Source organism: Telluribacter humicola (assembly GCF_017355935.1).
GTDB classification, from domain to species: domain Bacteria; phylum Bacteroidota; class Bacteroidia; order Cytophagales; family Spirosomataceae; genus Telluribacter; species Telluribacter humicola.
In genome coordinates this window covers 2,040,338-2,059,099 of the sequence record NZ_JAFIQT010000001.1, presented here as the reverse complement: position 1 = coordinate 2,059,099, position 18,762 = coordinate 2,040,338, and the positions used below count along the sequence as shown (strand labels likewise).

Sequence of the window (18,762 nt, the reverse complement as noted above, 5' to 3'; positions counted from 1 at the left end):
CAATAGAAACATGGCAAGTCTTTCAGATGTAAGCATCAAACGCCCGGTACTAGCGATAGTGATGTCGCTGGTCATCATCCTGTTTGGGGTGATCGGCTACACCTATCTGGGTGTACGGGAGTTTCCGAGTGTTGACCCACCCGTAGTTACGGTAAGTACTACCTACACGGGAGCCAATGCCGAGATCATAGAATCACAGATAACCGAACCACTCGAAGAATCCATCAATGGTATCGCAGGTATCAAAACCCTGTCGTCATCCAGCCGGGACGGACGTAGTAGTATTACCGTGGAGTTTGACCTGGGGATAGATATGGAAACGGCCGCTAACGATGTGCGTGACCGCGTATCATCCGCTCAGCGTAACCTACCTCCGGATGTCGACCCTCCTATTGTAGCCAAGGCCGATGCCGACGCTTCGCCGATCTGGTATATCAACGTTAAGAGCCAGAAGCGCTCTCTGCTTGAACTTAATGATATAGTGACCCGGCAGTTTAAGGAGAAATTCCAGACCGTAGCGGGTGTAAGTAGTGTACAGATCTGGGGAGAAAAAAAATACTCCATGCGCCTGCGCATTGATCCGGCTCAACTGGCCGCCTACCAACTCACTTCCATTGATATATCGCAGGCCCTGGCCCGTCAAAATGTAGAGCTACCTTCAGGTAGTATCGAAGGCCAGACCATGGAACTATCGGTAAGGACTCTCGGCCGCCTCAGAACGGTAGAGGACTTCGATAATATGATCATCAAAGAAGAAGGAGCCCGCATTGTTCGCTTCAAAGATGTAGGGTACGCAGAGTTAGCCCCCGAAAACGAACGGACGCTTCTTAAAAGAGATGGTACTCCTATGATGGCCGTAGCTGTGATACCTCAGCCGGGTGCCAACCACATTGCCATTGTAACTTCGCTGGAAGCACGCCTGGCACAGATCAAGAAAGATTTACCTGACGACATCATAGTTGAACCCGGTTACGATAATACGCAGTTCGTACGCTCCTCCATCCATGAGGTGGTCGAAACCATCATCATCGCTTTCATCCTGGTAGCGCTGATTATTTTTGTATTCCTTCGTGACTGGCGTTCTACCCTCATCCCACTGACGGCTATTCCTATCTCGCTGATCGGAGCCTTCTTTATCATGTACATCTGTGGATTCTCTATCAATGTACTGACGCTATTAGGTATTGTATTGGCCATTGGTCTGGTAGTGGATGACGCCATCGTGGTACTTGAAAATATCTACGCCAAGATAGAAGAGGGTATGACTCCCTTCCAGGCGGCCTACTCAGGCTCACGTGAGATCTACTTCGCCGTTATTTCTACCACGGTTACGCTGGCGGCGGTGTTTCTTCCCGTAATATTTATGGAAGGGATTACCGGACGTCTGTTCCGTGAGTTTGGTATCGTAGTAGCCGGTTCGGTAATTATCTCCGCTTTTGTGTCATTAACACTTACTCCCATGCTGAGCTCCCGCCTTCTTAAGAAGCGGGCACGTCAGCCCTGGCTGTATCGTAAGACCGAGCCGTTCTTCGACCGGATGAACAAGGGCTACGAAAATTCACTGCAATCGTTTATGGGTATGCGCTGGATCGCCTGGGTTCTGGTAGTTGCATTTAGTGGTATTATCTTCCTGCTCATGACCAATAACCGCATTCCTTCGGAGCTGGCTCCCATGGAAGACCGCAGTAACTTCCGGATCAATGCTACCGCTCAGGAGGGAGCTACCTTTGAATACATGCAGAAGTACATGGATGAGGTAGGTCAGTTTGTATATAATCAGCTGGACTCTACCGAACGCAACGGGGTGGTAACCATTACCTCGCCTGGCTTTGGTTCCGCTGCTACTAACTCAGGTTTCGTACGCGTTGTATTGACTGACCCTACCAAGCGTCAGCGGAGTCAGCGGGAAATTGTGGAAGCCCTGACACCCAAGATTCGTCAGTTCTCAGGTGCCCGCGCCTTCTTCTTACAGGATCAGACTATTAACGCGGGTCGTTCGCGCGGCCAGCCTATCCAATACGTTATTCAGGCTCCCAACTTTGATAAGCTAAAAGAATCACTACCCGTATTCGTAGAGAAAGCACAGGCTAGTTCCAAGCTGGAAGGGGTGGATGTGAACCTTAAATTTACCAAACCCGAAATTCGTCTGGAGATCGACCGCGAAAAAGCACAGACGCTGGGAGTTTCTATTCAGGATATAGGCCAGACCCTACAGCTGGGCTTAAGCGGACGTCGCTTTGGCTACTTCATTCAGGATGGGAAGCAGTATCAGGTAATCGGTCAGATAGACCGGAATGAACGGAATGATATTCTGGACCTGAAATCACTGTATGTAAAGAGCAATACCGGCGAGCTGATCCAGCTCGATAACCTGGTAAAACTTACCGAGCAAAGTACACCGCCCCAGCTACTCCGCTTTAACCGGTACATATCGGCTACCGTTTCGGCCAACATGGCTAAAGGTGTCAGTATGGGAGAAGCGATTGATGAGATGGAGCGTATCGGTGACGAAGTGCTAGACGATACATTTAACACGGCTCTGGATGGTACCTCCCGGGAGTTTAGAGAGAGCTCAAACAGCCTCCTGTTCGCGTTCCTGCTTTCACTGGTACTTATCTTCCTGATCCTGGCGGCTCAGTTTGAAAGCTTTGTGGACCCCATCATCATTCTACTGACAGTACCCTTGGCGCTTTGTGGGGCACTGCTTTCGCTGTGGGACTTCGGTCAGACCATGAACATCTTCAGTCAGATTGGTATTATCGTACTGGTAGGTCTGGTAACCAAGAATGGTATCCTTATTGTGGAATTTGCCAACCAGCGCAAAGAAGCCGGTATATCCAAAATGCAGGCAGTACAGGAAGCAGCCGCTTCGCGCTTCCGTCCGATCCTGATGACCAGTCTTTGTACCATCCTGGGTATCCTACCGATAGCTCTGGCCCTGGGGGCCGGTGCCGAAAGCCGGGTATCTATGGGTATCGCGGTAGTAGGTGGTATGTTATTCTCTACACTGCTTACGCTGTACATCATTCCGGCGGTCTATTCTTATATGTCTCGCGATATCAAGCACCGTCCGGAAGAGGAAACTTCCCAACTGGAGCTGGCCGAGGCAGACTAATCTGGAATTGATTCTGATTTAAAAAACGACAAGCTAGGCTTGTCGTTTTTTTTATAAAATTTGAATCTTAAATCATATTAATACTCTGTATATTGCAGATTAGTTTGATACCTAATTAATCAAAAATGGAACTTGTCAAGGAATTAGATAAGCAGGGAAACTTCCTGTTTAAGTACCGTGGGATCCTCCCTCTCATTATCCTGGTAGTGGGTCTGGGGGTATATGCGTACGAAGTATGGGAAGCAGCCGGTGCGTACCGGATTAACTTTGAAGATAATGAATACGAATTCTTATGTCTGGCCGTCGCTCTACTGGGACTGGTTATACGCATTCTTACCGTTGGATTTACCCCCCGCAATACTTCAGGTCGTAATACCGAGCAACAGGTGGCAGACACCCTTAATACCTCCGGTATGTACTCTACCGTAAGGCATCCCCTCTACGTTGGCAATTTCTTTATGTGGTTAGGTGTTGCCATGCTTACCCAGCATACCTGGTTTATTGTAGCCTTTGTGTTGCTTTACTGGCTCTACTACGAGCGGATCATGTTTACGGAGGAGAAGTTTATATCATCCAAGTTTGGTACTAAGTTTTACGAATGGGCTGCCCGTACTCCGGCTATCATTCCCAACCCCTCCAAGTGGCGTAACCCGGATCTGCAATTCAACCTCAAGAAGGTACTGCGTCAGGAAAAAAATGGTCTGTTCGCTGTGTTCCTGCTATTCTTTGTATTCGACACTGTAGGTGAATACATTACCTACGGCGATGTCAGCTTCCGTAACTCTCACTGGCTGGTGCTATGTATTGCCAGTGGTGTGCTGTACCTGGTATTGAAACTTCTGAAGAACCATACACAGGTACTCAGGGACAGGGAATAATTCCTCCCTATCCCACTTGTATTATCCGAACCGCCGGGGCTCAAAGGCCTGACAGTCCATGCTGGCAGGCTGCCCCAACACCAGTTCAGATACAAGCTTACCCGTACCGGGCCCCAGGCTTACGCCCATCATACCGTGCCCGGTAGCCACTACTACATTGGTATACCCATCGACCCTTCCTATGTAAGGCAAACCATCCGGTGAACAAGGCCGTAGTCCCCGCCATACTTCTTCGGCCTGGGGCATTGCTACCTTCATACCAGGGTAGTAGTTGCTAATAGACTGCACAATTCCCCTTACCCGGTTCATATTGACACTCATATCAGTACCGGCTACTTCAAGGGTACCGGCAAAGCGCAGGCTGCTATCCATAGGAGTAGCCGTGGCTCGTGCTTCCAGCATGATAGCAGGTATCTTTATATTTTTAGCCATCCGGGGCAGTGTAAAACTGTACCCTTTGCCACCTTGCATCGGCAGCGCCATTCCCAGCTTACGGGTCAGTACCGGTGCCCAGGCTCCGGTTGCAATGACTACCTCATCAAATTGATAACTCCCGCTGTCGGTAATGACGCTTTCTACCTTACCGTTACGTACTTCAAGGTCCTGCACGGTATGGTTGTCGAGTATCTTAACACCCTGCCGCCGCAGATACCGGACCAGCTCTTTCATGAGTTGATTTGGTACAATATGCGCATCGCCGGGATAGTATACCGCTCCCCGTACATCTACTTCCACATCCGGTTCCAGCGCCTGTACTTCTTTTCCCGATAAGACCTGAGCTTCTATTCCAGCCCCATTGGCTACATCAGCTTCGTGCTGCATTTCCAGGGCCGCCTGCTCACTCTTAAACAGCATCAGTAGCCCCTTCTCCTGCCAGCCAAAGTCAATTTCAGCCTGCATAGCCAGCTCCTGATACAAGTCTTTGCTAAGAAGACTGATGTCACGCAGAACCGGGATTGAGCGTTTGACGTGAGCATCGGTAGAATGCTTCCAGAAAAGTGCTCCCCATTTTACCAGCTCCCAGTCCAGCCGGGGCTTAACATAAAAAGGACTGGTTGAACTCAGCATCCATTTTATACCACGGGCTATCATGCCCGGCTGTGCCAGCGGAATAATATGACTGGGAACGATCATACCGGCATTACCAAACGAGCAGCCGTCATCCAGTTGCCCTCTTTCGATAACTGTTACCTCACAGCCTGCTTTGCACAGATAGAATGCCGTAAACAGGCCACTGACGCCCCCACCTACTATGCCAACCTTTTTCATATGTTATTATTAAACTGTACCTTTAATTTGTAGTGAAATTAGTAGAAGGCATTATTAATCCGATAAAATTGTGAAAAAGATACTGATCGTTGAGGATGATCGGCGAATAGCTCAGAACATTTACCGCGGATTGCAGTCAGAGGGATTTGAAGTAGAAATAGCCAATGATGGTATATCAGGTAAACAACTAGCGCTTACCAAACCGTTTGATCTCGTGCTACTTGATCTGAATCTGCCGGGAATGAAAGGACTTGAAGTATGCCAGCAGGTAAGACAGATCAAACCCTTACTTCCGATCATCATACTGACTGCTTACGGTGAAATAGAAGATAAGGTGGAGGGCCTTGGCAAGGGAGCTGATGATTACATTATCAAACCTTTTGATTTTCGGGAGCTGTACGCCCGAGTGATGGCGGCATTGCGCCGATCGGATGTAGCTAGTCCGGCCAGTAAGAATGACCTGCTTCGTGTTGCGGATCTGGAAGTAGATACGGTCAAAAAGCAGGTAACCCGGGGAGGCAGGGCCATTGAGCTGACGGCCCGTGAATTTTCCCTCCTGGAGTACATGCTTCGTAACCGGGGCCGGGTCATATCCAAGATGGACCTGGCCGAGCACGTCTGGCATCTTAACTTCGATCCGGGTACTAATGTGGTGGAAGTATATATCAACTACCTGCGTCGGAAAGTAGACAAAGATTTTACACCCAAACTGATACATACCCGCCCCGGATTAGGCTACGTACTTAAAGAAGATTAAAGGCTAGGCTTCGGTACCCTATGAAGATAAAAGATAGAATTGCATTGCAATTCTCACTGATTGTAGCTTCCATTCTTGTTATTTTTTCGGTAGTCATCTATACGATCTCCTCCAACTATCGTCAGGAAGAGTTTTATGACCGCCTGATGAATAAGGCACGTACCACCGCACGCCTCCTAGTCAATGTAAAAGAAGTAGATAAAAATCTACTTAAGATCATTGATCGTAATACCCTTACTGCCCTGATAGATGAGAAGGTACTGGTATTCAACGAGCAGAATCAACTTATTTATGCCAGCGTAGATGATAAGCAGCTTACCTACCGCCCCAATCTGCTGGATGAGATTCGGGAGAAGAAAGAAGTAGAAACTACCGAGGGTGATAGTGAGGTCGTAGGCTTGCTATATAATGATGGAGAGGAAACTCTGGTTGTACTAGCCTCAGCCTATGACAGATTCGGACGAAGCAAGCTGGCCAACCTGCGTAATACCCTCCTGTATGGGTTGCTGGTAGGTATTAGTCTTACCGTAATACTTGGGATCTACTTTGCCGGCAACTCATTACGGCCTATCGCCCATATCAATAATCAGGTCTCCACTATTACAGAGAGAAATCTTAGACAGCGGCTGGATGAAGGCAACCGCCGCGACGAAATCGCTCAGTTAGCGATTAACTTCAATACGGTACTAGAGCGGCTGCACCAGGCATTTGAGCAGCAGCGCAGTTTCGTGTCACACGCTTCCCATGAGTTACGTACACCGCTGGCCGCTCTGAAGTCAGAGGTACAGTTGGCAGAGCGCTTTGCCAAGGACGATCCTGCCATACAGGAAGTACTACACAATCTTATGACTGATACGGAGCGCCTGATCAGCATTACCAACAGCTTGCTATTTCTGGCTCGCTCCTTCGAGAACATCAGCCAGATGACCACCACTAAGGTACGTATCGAGGATATTACGTTTTTTGCCAAGGATGAACTACTAACGGTACACCCTGAGTATCGTATCTTTATCGACTATGAGAATATCCCTTCTGATGAAACACACACAGTTATTCAGGGAAACGAAGAACTCCTGAAACGAGTCATCCTGAACCTGATTGATAACGCCTGTAAGTACTCAAGTGATAATACAGCCCGTATACTTTTTGCAACGGATGCTACGTATTGTATACTCAGAGTCATTGATTCGGGTATCGGAATAGACTCTGATGATCTGCCCTATATTTTTGATCCTTTCTACCGGGCCGCAAACGCCCGATCCTATTCCGGCTTTGGGATCGGACTTTCGATATGCCAGCGCATCATTGACATTCATGGTGGCACTCTGACGGTAAAGAGTAAAAAAGGACAGGGAAGTACCTTCACGGTCAAACTAAGGCATATCTGATACTTTAATTTTTTTTTAATTCTGTTCTAATCCCCCTGTAATAGTGCGAAGCTAGTATTGCATCCATAATATAATTGGTATGCGATATCTGGTAGTAACTCTTTTTTTACTTATTGCTTCTCCCCTGCTTGCACAGGATACCCTCCGAATCAATCTCCGGCAGGCAGATAGTCTTTTTGTACAAAACAATCTTCTTCTTCTGGCCGAAAGGTATCGTATAGATGCTTACAGAGCTTATGAACTCCAGGCCGTACTCTGGGAGAATCCTAATCTTCTGATAGAGGCAAGCTCATTCAACAGTGTCCGAAGCAGAGTACTGGACGTAGGAAGACAGGGACAGAAGATCATATCCGTTCAACAGCTACTATATACCGCTGGCAAACGCAACAAGCGTCTGGCGCTGGCCATGGAGTCTACGCACATGACCGAGCTGGAGTTTCATGACCTGCTCCGTACCCTGAAGTTCGAGCTCAGGGAGCGCTTCTTTGAATCCTACTTTCTGCGCAATACAGTCCGGCGTATAGATACCCAGATAGCTACCCTGCAGACGACCGTAGAGGCATTCGAGCGGGAGTATAACCGCAATAATATCTCCCTGAAAGAGGTACTTCGCCTCAAAGCTCTACTCTTCCAGCTTAACAACGACCGGGCCGAGATGCAGTACGAACTGGCAGACAATCAACTTCAGCTCAGGAATCTGCTGCAGCTGGATAATCTGATAGAGCCTGCCGTAGATACGGTTCGCCTCCGGAGGTACCAGCTAACCAGCATCGATGCCGCAAATCTGTATGAGAAGGCAACCCAGAGCCGGGCTGATCTGAAAATTGCCCAGTCACTGACTCGTCAGTCGGAGCTAAACTATACTTTACAGAAAGCACTAGCTGTACCCGACGTACGTATCGGTGCCACCTACGACCAGGCCGGTAGCTATATCAACAACTATCTGGGCTTATCTGTATCGGCCGATCTACCGGTATTCAACAAAAACCAGGGTAACATCAGAGCTGCCCGTAGTCAGATCAGGTACCAGAAAGTGTACGAGACGGCTAAGCAAAATTCACTACGCTACGAGGTGGACGCGGCTTTACAGAAGGTACGCGAAGCCGAGCGGGTATATGGCAGCGTAGAGAACCGCTTCATGCAGCAATTTGAGCTCCTGAATAAAGGCATCTACGACAACTTCCAGAAGCGCAACATCAGTCTGCTCGAATTCATTGACTTCATCGAAAGCTACAATGAGAGTATTAAAGAATTCAATCGCTTACAAGCCAACCGTATACGGGTGTACGAAGAACTCAACTATGTGGTAGGAGAAGAACTTTTCAACTAATAAAACCATGAAAAATATATTAATAAACTCACTGCTGGCGGCTCTGCTGGCCTCAGGAATAGCTGCCTGTGAAACAAAAGGTGGTGAGCCCGAAGAGGTCAAAGCTTTCATGCTATCGGATACCATGATGAGCCGCATAACCCTGGACGAGGTACGTACCGAAGCCGTTCGTAATGAACTAACCTTGGTTGGAAAGATCATTCCCGATGAAAACCGGGTCATTAAGGTGTTCCCACTGGTGGGGGGTAACGTGGAAGATGTCAATGCCGAACTGGGTGACTATGTTCGCAAGGGGCAGGTACTGGCTACGATTCGTTCCGGTGAAGTAGCCGATTTTGAACGTCAGATGATCCAGGCCCAGTCGGACCTGCTGGTGGCGCAGAAAAACCTCAACACAGCCCGTGACCTATTTGAGAGCAAACTGGCTCCTGAGCGCGATGTCATATCCGCCAAAAAAGATGTAGACATTGCCCAGGCCGAGCTGGAGCGCATCAAGGAGATATTCCGCATCTACGGGCTGGGCAAAAGCTCCAACTATGTCGTCCGCTCCCCAATTGATGGTTTTGTGATTCAGAAAAATGTAAACCGTGATATGCAACTTCGCCCGGACAATTCGGAAAGCCTGTTTACGGTAGGACAAATCTCTGATGTGTGGGTTATGGCTAATGTCAACGAAAGCGACATCCCCCGTATTAAGATGGGTATGGCGGCCGAAGTACGTACCATCAGCTATTCGGATGAGGTGTTCAAAGGAGTAGTGGATAAAATTTATAACGTACTGGATCCCGAAACCAAAGCCATGCGAATCCGCATCCGGCTCAGTAACTCTGGCTATAAGTTGAAGCCCGAAATGCACGCTACCGTCAATCTGAACTTTGAAGAAGGTGGTGAGATGACGGTGATTCCTTCGCAGGCGGTCATTTTTGACCGGAGCAAGTACTGGGTCATGGTGTTTAGAGGCCGATCGGATATCGAAACCCGCCCCGTAGATGTATACCGTACCCTCTCTGACCGTACCTATATTGGTAGTGGTCTTAAAGATGGCGAAAAGGTAATTTCGAAAAACCAGCTGCTGGTCTACGACGCTTTGAACGATTAGTCATAGCTCCTTGCTGAAAACCTACTCTTGCTCTGATATAGCAGTTACGTTATCAACCATTCTGTATGAATAAATTTATTCGGGGAATCGTCGGGTTCTCTCTAAAGAACCGCTTTTTCATTTTTTTCCTGACGGGCATCCTGGTGGTATCGGGTGTCGTCAGTTACCTCAATACCCCGCTAGAAGCATTTCCAGACGTTACCAACACACAGATCATCGTGGTGACCGAGTGGAATGGCCGTAGTGCTGAAGAGATTGAGCGCTTTGTAACGGTACCTATTGAGGTTGCTATGAACTCGGTGCAGCGCAAGACCAATGTGCGCAGTATTACTATGTTTGGTCTGTCCATTATCAAGATTATCTTTGAAGATGATGTGGATGACTTCTTTGCCCGACAACAGGTCAATAATCAGCTACGCACTGTATCACTACCCGATGGTGTAGATCCTGATGTACAGCCTCCGTATGGCCCCACCGGCGAGATATTCCGCTTCACCCTCGAAAGCCCCGACCGCGACAGTCGCAAACTGCTCACTATTCACAACTGGGTCATCGACCGTCAGCTCAGGAGCGTACCGGGAGTAGCCGATGTAGTAGCCTTCGGCGGGCGTGAAAAGACATTTGAAATTCAGGTTAACCCTACTCAGCTAGCCAAATATGACATTACTCCCCTGGAAGTATACCAGGCCGTAAACCGTAGTAATATCAACGTAGGTGGCGATGTCATAGAACGCAACGGTCAGGCCTACGTAGTACGTGGTATCGGTCTGCTAAATTCTATCTCAGATATTGAGAACATCATCGTCGAGTACATCAGCGGCAACCCGGTCCTGGTCAAAAACGTAGCCGATGTGAAAGAGTCTAATGTGCCCCGGGTAGGCCAGGTTGGGCTCAATGGCAACGATGATGTGGTGGAGGGAATAGTGGTGCAGCGCAAGGGCGAAAACCCCAGTGAAGTACTAGCGCGGGTTAAGGAAAAGATCGAAGAGCTGAACACACGCATCCTGCCTCCCGATGTCAAGATGGTTACTTTCTATGACCGCGACAACCTGATCAGCTTCTGTACCCGTACTGTGATGCACAACCTGCTCGAAGGAATCATCTTCGTGACGGTAATCGTGTTCCTGTTCATGGCTGACTGGCGTACTACATTCATCGTTTCGATCATCATACCGCTTGCGCTGCTGTTTGCCTTCATGTGCTTAAAGCTGAAGGGTATGTCGGCGAACCTGCTATCCATGGGAGCAGTTGATTTCGGTATAATTATAGACGGCGCGGTTGTGATGGTGGAAGGAGTCTTTGTGGCGCTGGATCATAAGGCCCATAAGGTTGGTATGGAACGCTACAACCGGCTGGCCAAGCTGGGCATGATCAAAAAAACCGGTGGCGAACTGGGTAAGGCTGTGTTCTTCTCCAAGCTGATCATCATTACCGCCCTTATCCCCATATTCAGCTTTCAAAAGGTAGAAGGAAAGATGTTCAGCCCGCTGGCCTATACGCTAGGCTTTGCCTTACTGGGCGCGTTAATCTTTACCCTTACCCTGGTACCGGTGCTGTGCTCAATCCTGCTGAATAAAAACGTGCGGGAAAAGAATAATCCCATCGTTAACTTCTTTGAACGTATTGTGATGCGAGGCTTTGAGTGGTGCTATGCCCGTAAGAAAGTAAGCGTGCTGGCCTCTTTGCTATTCCTGGGTACTACGCTTTTCTCAGCCTCTCTGCTAGGTACTGAGTTCCTGCCTCAGCTCAACGAGGGAGCCTTGTGGGTAGAAGCCAAACTACCGATGAGTAGCTCGCTAAATGAAACCGTAGATATGGTGAAGGTACTGCGGGCCAAACTGATGGAATTCCCAGAAGTGAACGGGGTACTGTCGCAAACCGGGCGCTCCAACGACGGTACCGACCCCTCGGGCTTTTACTACGTACAGATGCAGGTCAACCTCAAACCCCACGAAGAGTGGGAACGGAAGATTTCAGTAGATGACCTCATTGAAGAGATAGACGTCAAGCTAAAGCAGTTTCAGGGGATCAACTACAACTACTCCCAGCCAATCATCGACAACGTAGCCGAAGCTGTAGCCGGTATGAACGCCAGTAACGCAGTGAAGATCTTCGGCGATGACCTCGAAACGCTCAATGAGAATGCCAATAAAGTCATAGAGGCCATCAAGGATGTACCGGGAGTCAAAGACGTAGGCATCCTGCGCAACATCGGTCAGCCCGAAATGAGTGTCTTGTTTGATGAGAAAAAGATGGCACTCTACGGTGTGAGTACTGCCGACGCCCAGGCCGTAATAGAAATGGCGATTGGTGGCAAGACCGCCTCCATCCTGTACGAAGGTGAACGCAAATTTGAAATTAAGGTACGCTATCAGGAGCAGTACCGCCGAAGCGAGGATGACATTAGCCGCCTGATGGTACCCACCCTGACCGGTAGTAAGATTCCGCTGAAGGAAATCTCTACCATTCGCAAGGTAACCGGCCCCGCCTTTGTATACCGTGACAACAACAAACGCTTTATTGGGTAAAGTTCTCGGTACGCGAGCGTGATTTGGGTAGTACCATTGCCGATGCTCAGAACCGGGTCAAGCATATTGAGAAGGCGCTTCCCAAAGGGTACTCCATCAACTGGACCGGTGAGTTTGAGAACCAGGTACGCGCCACCAAACGACTGGGACAGGTAGTACCGATCAGTCTGGTAGCGATATTCATTCTGCTGTTCATCACCTTCGGCAATGGCAAAGATGCGGGACTGGTCCTCATTAATGTACCCTTTGCCCTCATTGGGGGTATCCTGGCCCTGCACTTCCGGAGTATGAACTTTGGTATTTCGGCGGGGGTAGGCTTTATAGCCTTATTTGGTATCTGCGTTCAGAATGGGGTAATCCTTATTTCAGTCTTTAACAAGAACCTGCAGGAGCGTATGGGGCTTGACGAGGCAATACGTGAGGGTGTAAAGTCAAGGATTCGTCCGGTAGTAATGACCGCTATGATGGCTGCCATTGGACTATTACCAGCGGCGGTATCTACGGGTATTGGCTCCGAAACGCAGAAACCACTGGCAACAGTTGTTATCGGTGGACTCATCACCGCAACTGTACTGACTTTACTGATCTTCCCGATTATTTATCGGTTTTTTAACAGAAAGAAAAAGAATACTCAGAAACCTCCCCGCCAGCTCATAGAGGAGTATGCATAGGTCTATTTCTAATGTATTTCTAATTGAAGTCAAAGCGTTACAGGATATAGATTTCTTATCTTTGATATAGCTACCACAAAGTAGCAGTTCCGTCAGAACTTCCTGTGGAATGGGTTGAAAAATTGTGTTTATAAAAAAGCCGGTTTCACTTGAAGCCGGCTTTTTAGTTATTTCACAATGTCTTACACTATATGACCTGGAACCCGTGTACGTACGGATCTTCTTCATCCAGTATTATATGATTATACCCATGTATAACCGCCCAACCTTCTATGCTGGGTACTATGGCGGCATGACCGGCCAGCTCTGTTTCGGCTTCGATACGTCCGGTGAACTTGGAACCGATGATACTCTCGTGTACAAAGACCTCACCCGGCTTGAGCCTGCCCTGCGCGTACCACTGCGCCATACGGGCGGAGGTACCCGTACCACAAGGCGAACGATCAATGGCCTTCTCTCCATAGAAAACAGCATTACGAGCGGTAGAGGCTCCGTCCAAAGGCTCCCCGGTCCAGAGTATATGGCTTAGTCCCTGAATGGAAGGATTCTCGGGATGTACAAAGGTATGTACCTGGTTGATTCGCTCCCGCAGGGTACGCGCCCAGGCAACCAGTTGCTCCGCTTTGAAGTGCTGCAGGCCGGGGAAGTTAGGCTGAGGGTCTACTATCGCATAGTAGTTTCCTCCGTAGGCCACATCCACGGTCAGCTTTCCTAACTCAGGGCATTCTACCTCAATACCCTCAGCTGCCAGATACGACTTTACATTTGTGATCTTGACGGATTTTACCTTCTTACCCTCCTGGCGGTACTCGGCCGTTACCAGTCCGGCGGGTACTTCCAGTTTGAGTAAACCCGGCTGCCTGGGTGTCACCAACCCCTGCTCTATTGCTACCGTTACGGTACCAATGGTGCCATGCCCGCACATGGGCAGGCAACCCGACGTTTCGATAAAAAGTACTCCTACATCGTTAGCGGGATCAGTAGGTGGATACAAGATACTGCCCGACATCATGTCGTGTCCGCGGGGCTCAAACATCAGGCTCTTGCGAATCCAGTCATACTCCCGCATGAAGTGGAGACGCTTTTCGCTCATAGAGGCTCCTTCCAGTGTAGGTATAGCGCCTCCTGTGACGACCCGAACCGGATTACCACAGGTATGGGCATCAATACAAAAGAAATGCTTATCGGCCATGGTATCAGAGTGCCAGGTAATCAGGTAAGGCAGGACGGGCAGCTAAGCCATCCGTAATAATCTTCTCAATGCGGCTACGCTCTTCTCCAACCAGGGTAAGGCGGGGAGCACGTACATGCTCTGAACCTATACCGGTATGCGTTTCGGCCAGCTTGATGTACTGTACCAGCTTGGGGTGCAGGTCCAGCTCCAGCAGCGGCATAAACCACCGGTAGATCTGGCGGGCTTCTTCCAGACGGCCGGCTTTGACCAGTCTGTATATCGCTACGGTCTCGCGGGGGAACGCACACACCAGTCCGGCTACCCAACCATCGGCTCCCATAACCAGCTCTTCCATAGCCAGGGTATCTACCCCACACAGGATGCTGAGCCGGTCGCCAAAGTGGTTACGCAGGCGGGTCACATTGGATATATCACGCGTTGACTCCTTTACGGCCTGTATAGTATCCAGTTTAAGCAGCTCTTCGAACATAGCCGGAGTTACTTCTATCTTATAGTCTACAGGATTGTTATAGATCATGATTGGTAGATCCGTAGCCTTCCCAATGGCTTTAAAGAATTCCGTTGTTTCGCGGTCGTCAGCTTTGTATCGCATAGGGGGAAGCGCCATTAGTCCTTTGGCCCCCCAGGCCGCAGCCTCTTCAGCGCGACGTATAGCTTCTTTGGTGGTACCTTCGGCAATGTTGAGCACCACAGGTACTTTGCCATCCAGGTACTCTACCGCGTACTTCACGAGTTGCTCTTTTTCCTGATTAGTAAGGGTACTTGCCTCACCCAGGGAGCCCCCTAGTATAACACCATCAACACCTGCTTCCAGCTGAGCGTCGAGGTTCTTTTGAAACATGGAAAGATCAAGGACATCGTCCTCTGTGAATTTTGTTGTAAGGGCCGGATATACCCCTTGCCAGTTAAGAGACATGAATAACAGCAGATAGGTTAAATAAGTAAAAAGGAAAGTAAGCAAAGGAATGCCGAATTTCCCAACATTTCTGCTGTATGGCTAAGAAGGAAGTGATAAATGTTACAAAAGTCAGCCCTGAAAGTGGCTACACCTCCAATCAGCTATCTATAAATCAGAAGAAAAATCGAGAAGTTACGGGAAGTAAACAGGTATAAGAAGTCGGAGCAGAATAGTAGTTACTATCCGCAATTGGTACTTTATAGTATCAAGTATATAGAAGTATGCACGGGTTCATAAGTTGCCTTACTTACTATCAAAAATGAATCTGACGAGCTTTTTTCTCGAATTGGCGCAGAGTCATTCGGAAGTCCGATGAAGGACGGTTAGTATTGAGCCGGCCGGGCTTCTTTGACATTTTCTCAACCCGATAGGCGGCCAGTACACCAATAATCATGGACAGTATAAACACAATCAGCATTTCCATTAGTCTATCATTTAGTCGTGTAGACTAAATGATAGACTAAAAGTATACCCGAGATGATTTGGGCTTCTGTGGCAGTAACCTGAATAAAACCTGTGGAATCAAATTCACAAATGAGTAGTAACTGTGGTCAACACAGTGGGTAAGACATTTAAAGCCAGTCCACTACCCTACTATAAAGAGAAGCTCATGGTAAATACAGTACCTACTCCTTCCTCCGACTGCACATCTATCCGCCCCCGGTGTGACTCTACAATGCTTAGTGTAGTAGCCAAGCCAATACCCATACCAGTTTTCTTACCAGTGAAGTAAGGCTCAAATATTTTGCGCATATTTTCTTCACTGATACCTGATCCGTTATCAGCAATCAGTACCTGTATATCCTGATCAGAGCGCCGGGTCGTAACTTTAAGCACACCCGTTCCTTCATCCATGGCCTCAATGGCATTATTGATGATATTGAGTATGGCTATCTGGAGGGAAGTTGAATCCAGAGCCAGTGTCAGATCCACAGAATCATACTCCTTATCTACCTGTATCTTCTTGAGCTGTAAACGGTCAAAGGCTGCTGCCAGCGCTTCGTCAAGTACCTGGTGAAGGTCCTGGGGTACAAGCGTTATTTCGGACGGACGTGCCGACTGCAGGAGCTGCGTGATCAGGTCATTGATCCGGGTACAGTTACGCTTGATAATCTGGGTGTAGAACTTCTGGTCTTCGCTTTCCAGCTCTGATTCCAGCTGCTCGGCCGACAGGTTAACGTTCGTGAGCGGATTACGTACCTCATGGGCCAGCATCCGGATCAGACGGCTCGTTACCGCCAGCTTCTCCGAAAATAATCTTTCCCGCTCTGACTGTTTACGCGAGGTAATATCGTGAAAACGCCCCTGTATGTACCTGGTCTCGAAGTCAACTTCCACCGAGGCCGACATCAGGCAGTACTTCTTTTCGCCACTCTTAGTCATCAACCTTACTTCCCGGTCGTGCAGGTCAGTACCCTCTTTTATTTCTTCCCAGATAGCCTTTAACTCCTGCCCATCCAGCATATCAGGCAGTGAATTATTCAGCAGTTCTGAGGTTTCGAATCCGGTAAGCTGTACGGCTGCCTGATTAAAATCCAGAACCTTGCCTTTAAGGTCACTGATAAAGAGCATATCTTTCGACTCCTCAAATACACGTCTGTAACGGCGCTCGCTTTGTCGTAGGGCTTTGAGTACGTTGGTGCGTTCCAGGGCATACCGGATACTACGCTCGAGTATCTGGGGTTCGAGTTCGCTTTTGATAAGGTAGTCAGCAGCCCCCAATCGTAGCGCCTCTACGGCTACTTTTTCATCCCCTTTACCAGTCAGTAGTATGATTGGCTCCTCACATTGATTCTCAAGAGCTTCACCAAGGAGGTCTATTCCGTTACGTTCACCAAGTAAAAAGTCAAATATATAGAGATCGTGCTTACAGGTTTTTAAATTATGTATGGCCTCCTGATACGTAGGGCACCAGGTAAGGCTAAAATTCCACTTGTCGAGGTCATTAAAGCAAGCACTTGTAAGAAGAAAATCGTCTTCATCGTCATCTACGAGCAAGACGTTAATAGGTTTATCTAACATTTTCAGAAGGGGTATAAAATCAAGACTGACTGATAGGAAGAACTATGGTAAAAGTCGCTCCCCCATCGGGTATGCCTCTTGCCTCAATAGTGCCTGAATGATTTTCAACTACTTTTTTACACACTGAAAGTCCAATACCGGCTCCTTCAAACTCGGAGCGTCCGCGTAGGCGCTGAAATAGCGTAAATATGCGATTGGCCTGCTCATTCTCAAATCCAATACCGTTATCGCATACAGTTAAACGTACGTAAGATTTATCTGGTATCAGTCCCTGCTTGATGACTTCATTGTTTTTCAGAAACTCAGCTTCGATCTTGATAATTGGCCTTACTTCCCGCTTTGTAAATTTCAGCGCGTTAGAAAGCAGATTCATGAAAAGCTGCGACATCTGAGACGGTATACTTTCAATTTCGGGTAGATCTCCAACCATTACCAGGGCGTTTTTTTGCTGAATTGTAATTTCAAGATCGCTGATAGTACTCTTAAGTATGGCGTTCAGGTCAGTCGGTACAAAGCCATCCTTGGTACGGGCTACCCGCGAGAACTCAAGCAGGTTGCTGATCATCTCCTGCATACGCCGGGTGGCGTTCAGGATACGATCCAGGTACAGCCGTTGCTCTTCGTTCAGAGCACCCCGGCTTCTGCTTTCCAGACGCTCTCCAAACGAAACGATCTTACGTAAAGGCTCCTGCAGGTCATGCGAGGCTACGTAAGCAAACTGTTCCAGATCCTCGTTGGATTTGTTCAGATCCTCTACCCTGCGCTCCAGTTCGTTCTGAATGACTTTTAGAGAAGTGATATCAAAGATATTTCCGATGTATACCACCCTGTTTTTCAATTCATCATTGATAAACTGCCCCCGGCTGATAACGTTTTTCTCTTCACCGGTAGCCGTAATAATCCGGTATTCCTCTGCAAAAGATTTTCGGTTTTTAACGGCTTCCCTGATGTTGGCATCCAGCGTTTCGAGGTCGTCAGGATGTACGTGCTGAAGAAAAAAGGAGTAGCTGATTGGTGCTGTGAGAGTTTCCTGCTTGTATCCCAGGAGGTAGTAAGTACCACTGGTCCAGCTAAGCGGGCCATCCGGTCCCTGGGAAATATCCCAGGTCCAGCTACCAAAACGCATGGTTAATTCAGCATCACTAAGAAGCCTGTCGTGATAATCATGCCTTACCTCCAGTTCTTTTCTTTTGGAAATATCATAGAGGGTACACAGAAAATAGTCGGAGTCGATAGGAGCATTGCTCACGCGGCACCACAAATCCGAATCATGAAAATATACTTCTGTCTCCGAATGCTCAATAGCATCCGTAACAGTGGCAGGAGCATGCTGCCCCATTATATCTTCCCAGGTTTTGCCCGTCAGTAAAGTTTTTCCAGTAAGTCGTTGTGCTGAAGCATTATCTGTAGTACAAAAAAACTGCTCTCTTCCATCATCTCCCGACCTTTCTTTCTTAAAAAGGATCAAGCCGCTGGCTGAAGCATTCAAAAGATCGTTAATTCCAAATGGATGAGATATCTTTTTTAAATCCGTCATTCCTATCCTTCCTAT

At 48.3% G+C, this 18,762-nt stretch carries 12 protein-coding genes and 1 pseudogene; 7 read left to right on the top strand and 6 right to left on the bottom strand.

What is annotated here, in order from left to right; all coding sequences use genetic code 11:
* Window positions 1–10: 10 nt before the first annotated feature.
* On the top strand, window positions 11–3,115 hold the full coding sequence (locus JUB14_RS08810) for an efflux RND transporter permease subunit (protein WP_207505491.1): 3,105 nt from the start codon (window positions 11–13) through the stop codon (window positions 3,113–3,115).
* Between the two features lie 125 nt (window positions 3,116–3,240).
* A complete protein-coding gene (locus JUB14_RS08805; RefSeq protein WP_207505490.1) occupies window positions 3,241–3,993 on the top strand; it encodes a methyltransferase family protein in 753 nt (250 codons plus the stop codon).
* A 21-nt stretch (window positions 3,994–4,014) separates the two neighbouring features.
* Here the strand turns inward: JUB14_RS08805 and JUB14_RS08800 are convergent, their stop codons facing one another.
* Window positions 4,015–5,262, bottom strand: a complete 1,248-nt coding sequence (locus JUB14_RS08800; RefSeq protein WP_207505489.1) for an NAD(P)/FAD-dependent oxidoreductase — start codon at window positions 5,260–5,262, stop codon at window positions 4,015–4,017.
* Between the two features lie 70 nt (window positions 5,263–5,332).
* Here JUB14_RS08800 and JUB14_RS08795 point away from each other — a divergent pair, with 70 nt between their 5' ends.
* The 5 genes and pseudogenes from JUB14_RS08795 (at window position 5,333) to JUB14_RS08775 (ending at window position 13,035) form a co-directional block, all read left to right on the top strand.
* Window positions 5,333–6,019: a response regulator transcription factor gene (locus JUB14_RS08795; protein ID WP_207505488.1), complete on the top strand. Its 687-nt coding sequence runs from the start codon at window positions 5,333–5,335 to the stop codon at window positions 6,017–6,019.
* A gap of 20 nt (window positions 6,020–6,039) precedes the next feature.
* Window positions 6,040–7,407 (top strand): sensor histidine kinase, encoded by a 1,368-nt coding sequence (locus JUB14_RS08790; protein WP_207505487.1) that lies wholly within the window; start codon window positions 6,040–6,042, stop codon window positions 7,405–7,407.
* A gap of 79 nt (window positions 7,408–7,486) precedes the next feature.
* Window positions 7,487–8,737, top strand: a complete 1,251-nt coding sequence (locus JUB14_RS08785) for a TolC family protein (RefSeq protein WP_207505486.1) — start codon at window positions 7,487–7,489, stop codon at window positions 8,735–8,737.
* 7 nt (window positions 8,738–8,744) lie between these two features.
* Entirely contained in the window at window positions 8,745–9,836 is a 1,092-nt protein-coding gene (locus JUB14_RS08780) for an efflux RND transporter periplasmic adaptor subunit (protein ID WP_207505485.1), read from the top strand.
* 65 nt (window positions 9,837–9,901) lie between these two features.
* A pseudogene (locus JUB14_RS08775) lies at window positions 9,902–13,035 on the top strand (efflux RND transporter permease subunit).
* Between the two features lie 187 nt (window positions 13,036–13,222).
* On the opposite strand, the gene JUB14_RS08770 reads toward JUB14_RS08775, so the two are convergent.
* The 5 genes from JUB14_RS08770 to JUB14_RS08750 all read right to left on the bottom strand — a co-directional run bounded on the left by JUB14_RS08770 (window position 13,223) and on the right by JUB14_RS08750 (window position 18,747).
* Window positions 13,223–14,227, bottom strand: coding sequence for a 4-hydroxyproline epimerase (locus tag JUB14_RS08770; protein ID WP_207505484.1), 1,005 nt, complete (start codon window positions 14,225–14,227; stop codon window positions 13,223–13,225).
* Window positions 14,228–14,231: 4 nt separating this feature from the next.
* Entirely contained in the window at window positions 14,232–15,146 is a 915-nt protein-coding gene (locus JUB14_RS08765) for a dihydrodipicolinate synthase family protein (RefSeq protein ID WP_207505483.1), read from the bottom strand.
* Window positions 15,147–15,441: 295 nt separating this feature from the next.
* The gene (locus tag JUB14_RS08760) at window positions 15,442–15,612 is read right to left on the bottom strand and encodes a hypothetical protein (protein ID WP_207505482.1); all 171 of its coding nucleotides are present in this window, start codon (window positions 15,610–15,612) and stop codon (window positions 15,442–15,444) included.
* 170 nt (window positions 15,613–15,782) lie between these two features.
* Window positions 15,783–17,210: a hybrid sensor histidine kinase/response regulator gene (locus JUB14_RS08755; RefSeq protein WP_207505481.1), complete on the bottom strand. Its 1,428-nt coding sequence runs from the start codon at window positions 17,208–17,210 to the stop codon at window positions 15,783–15,785.
* A 19-nt stretch (window positions 17,211–17,229) separates the two neighbouring features.
* Window positions 17,230–18,747, bottom strand: coding sequence for a sensor histidine kinase (locus JUB14_RS08750; protein ID WP_207505480.1), 1,518 nt, complete (start codon window positions 18,745–18,747; stop codon window positions 17,230–17,232).
* Window positions 18,748–18,762: the final 15 nt, after the last annotated feature.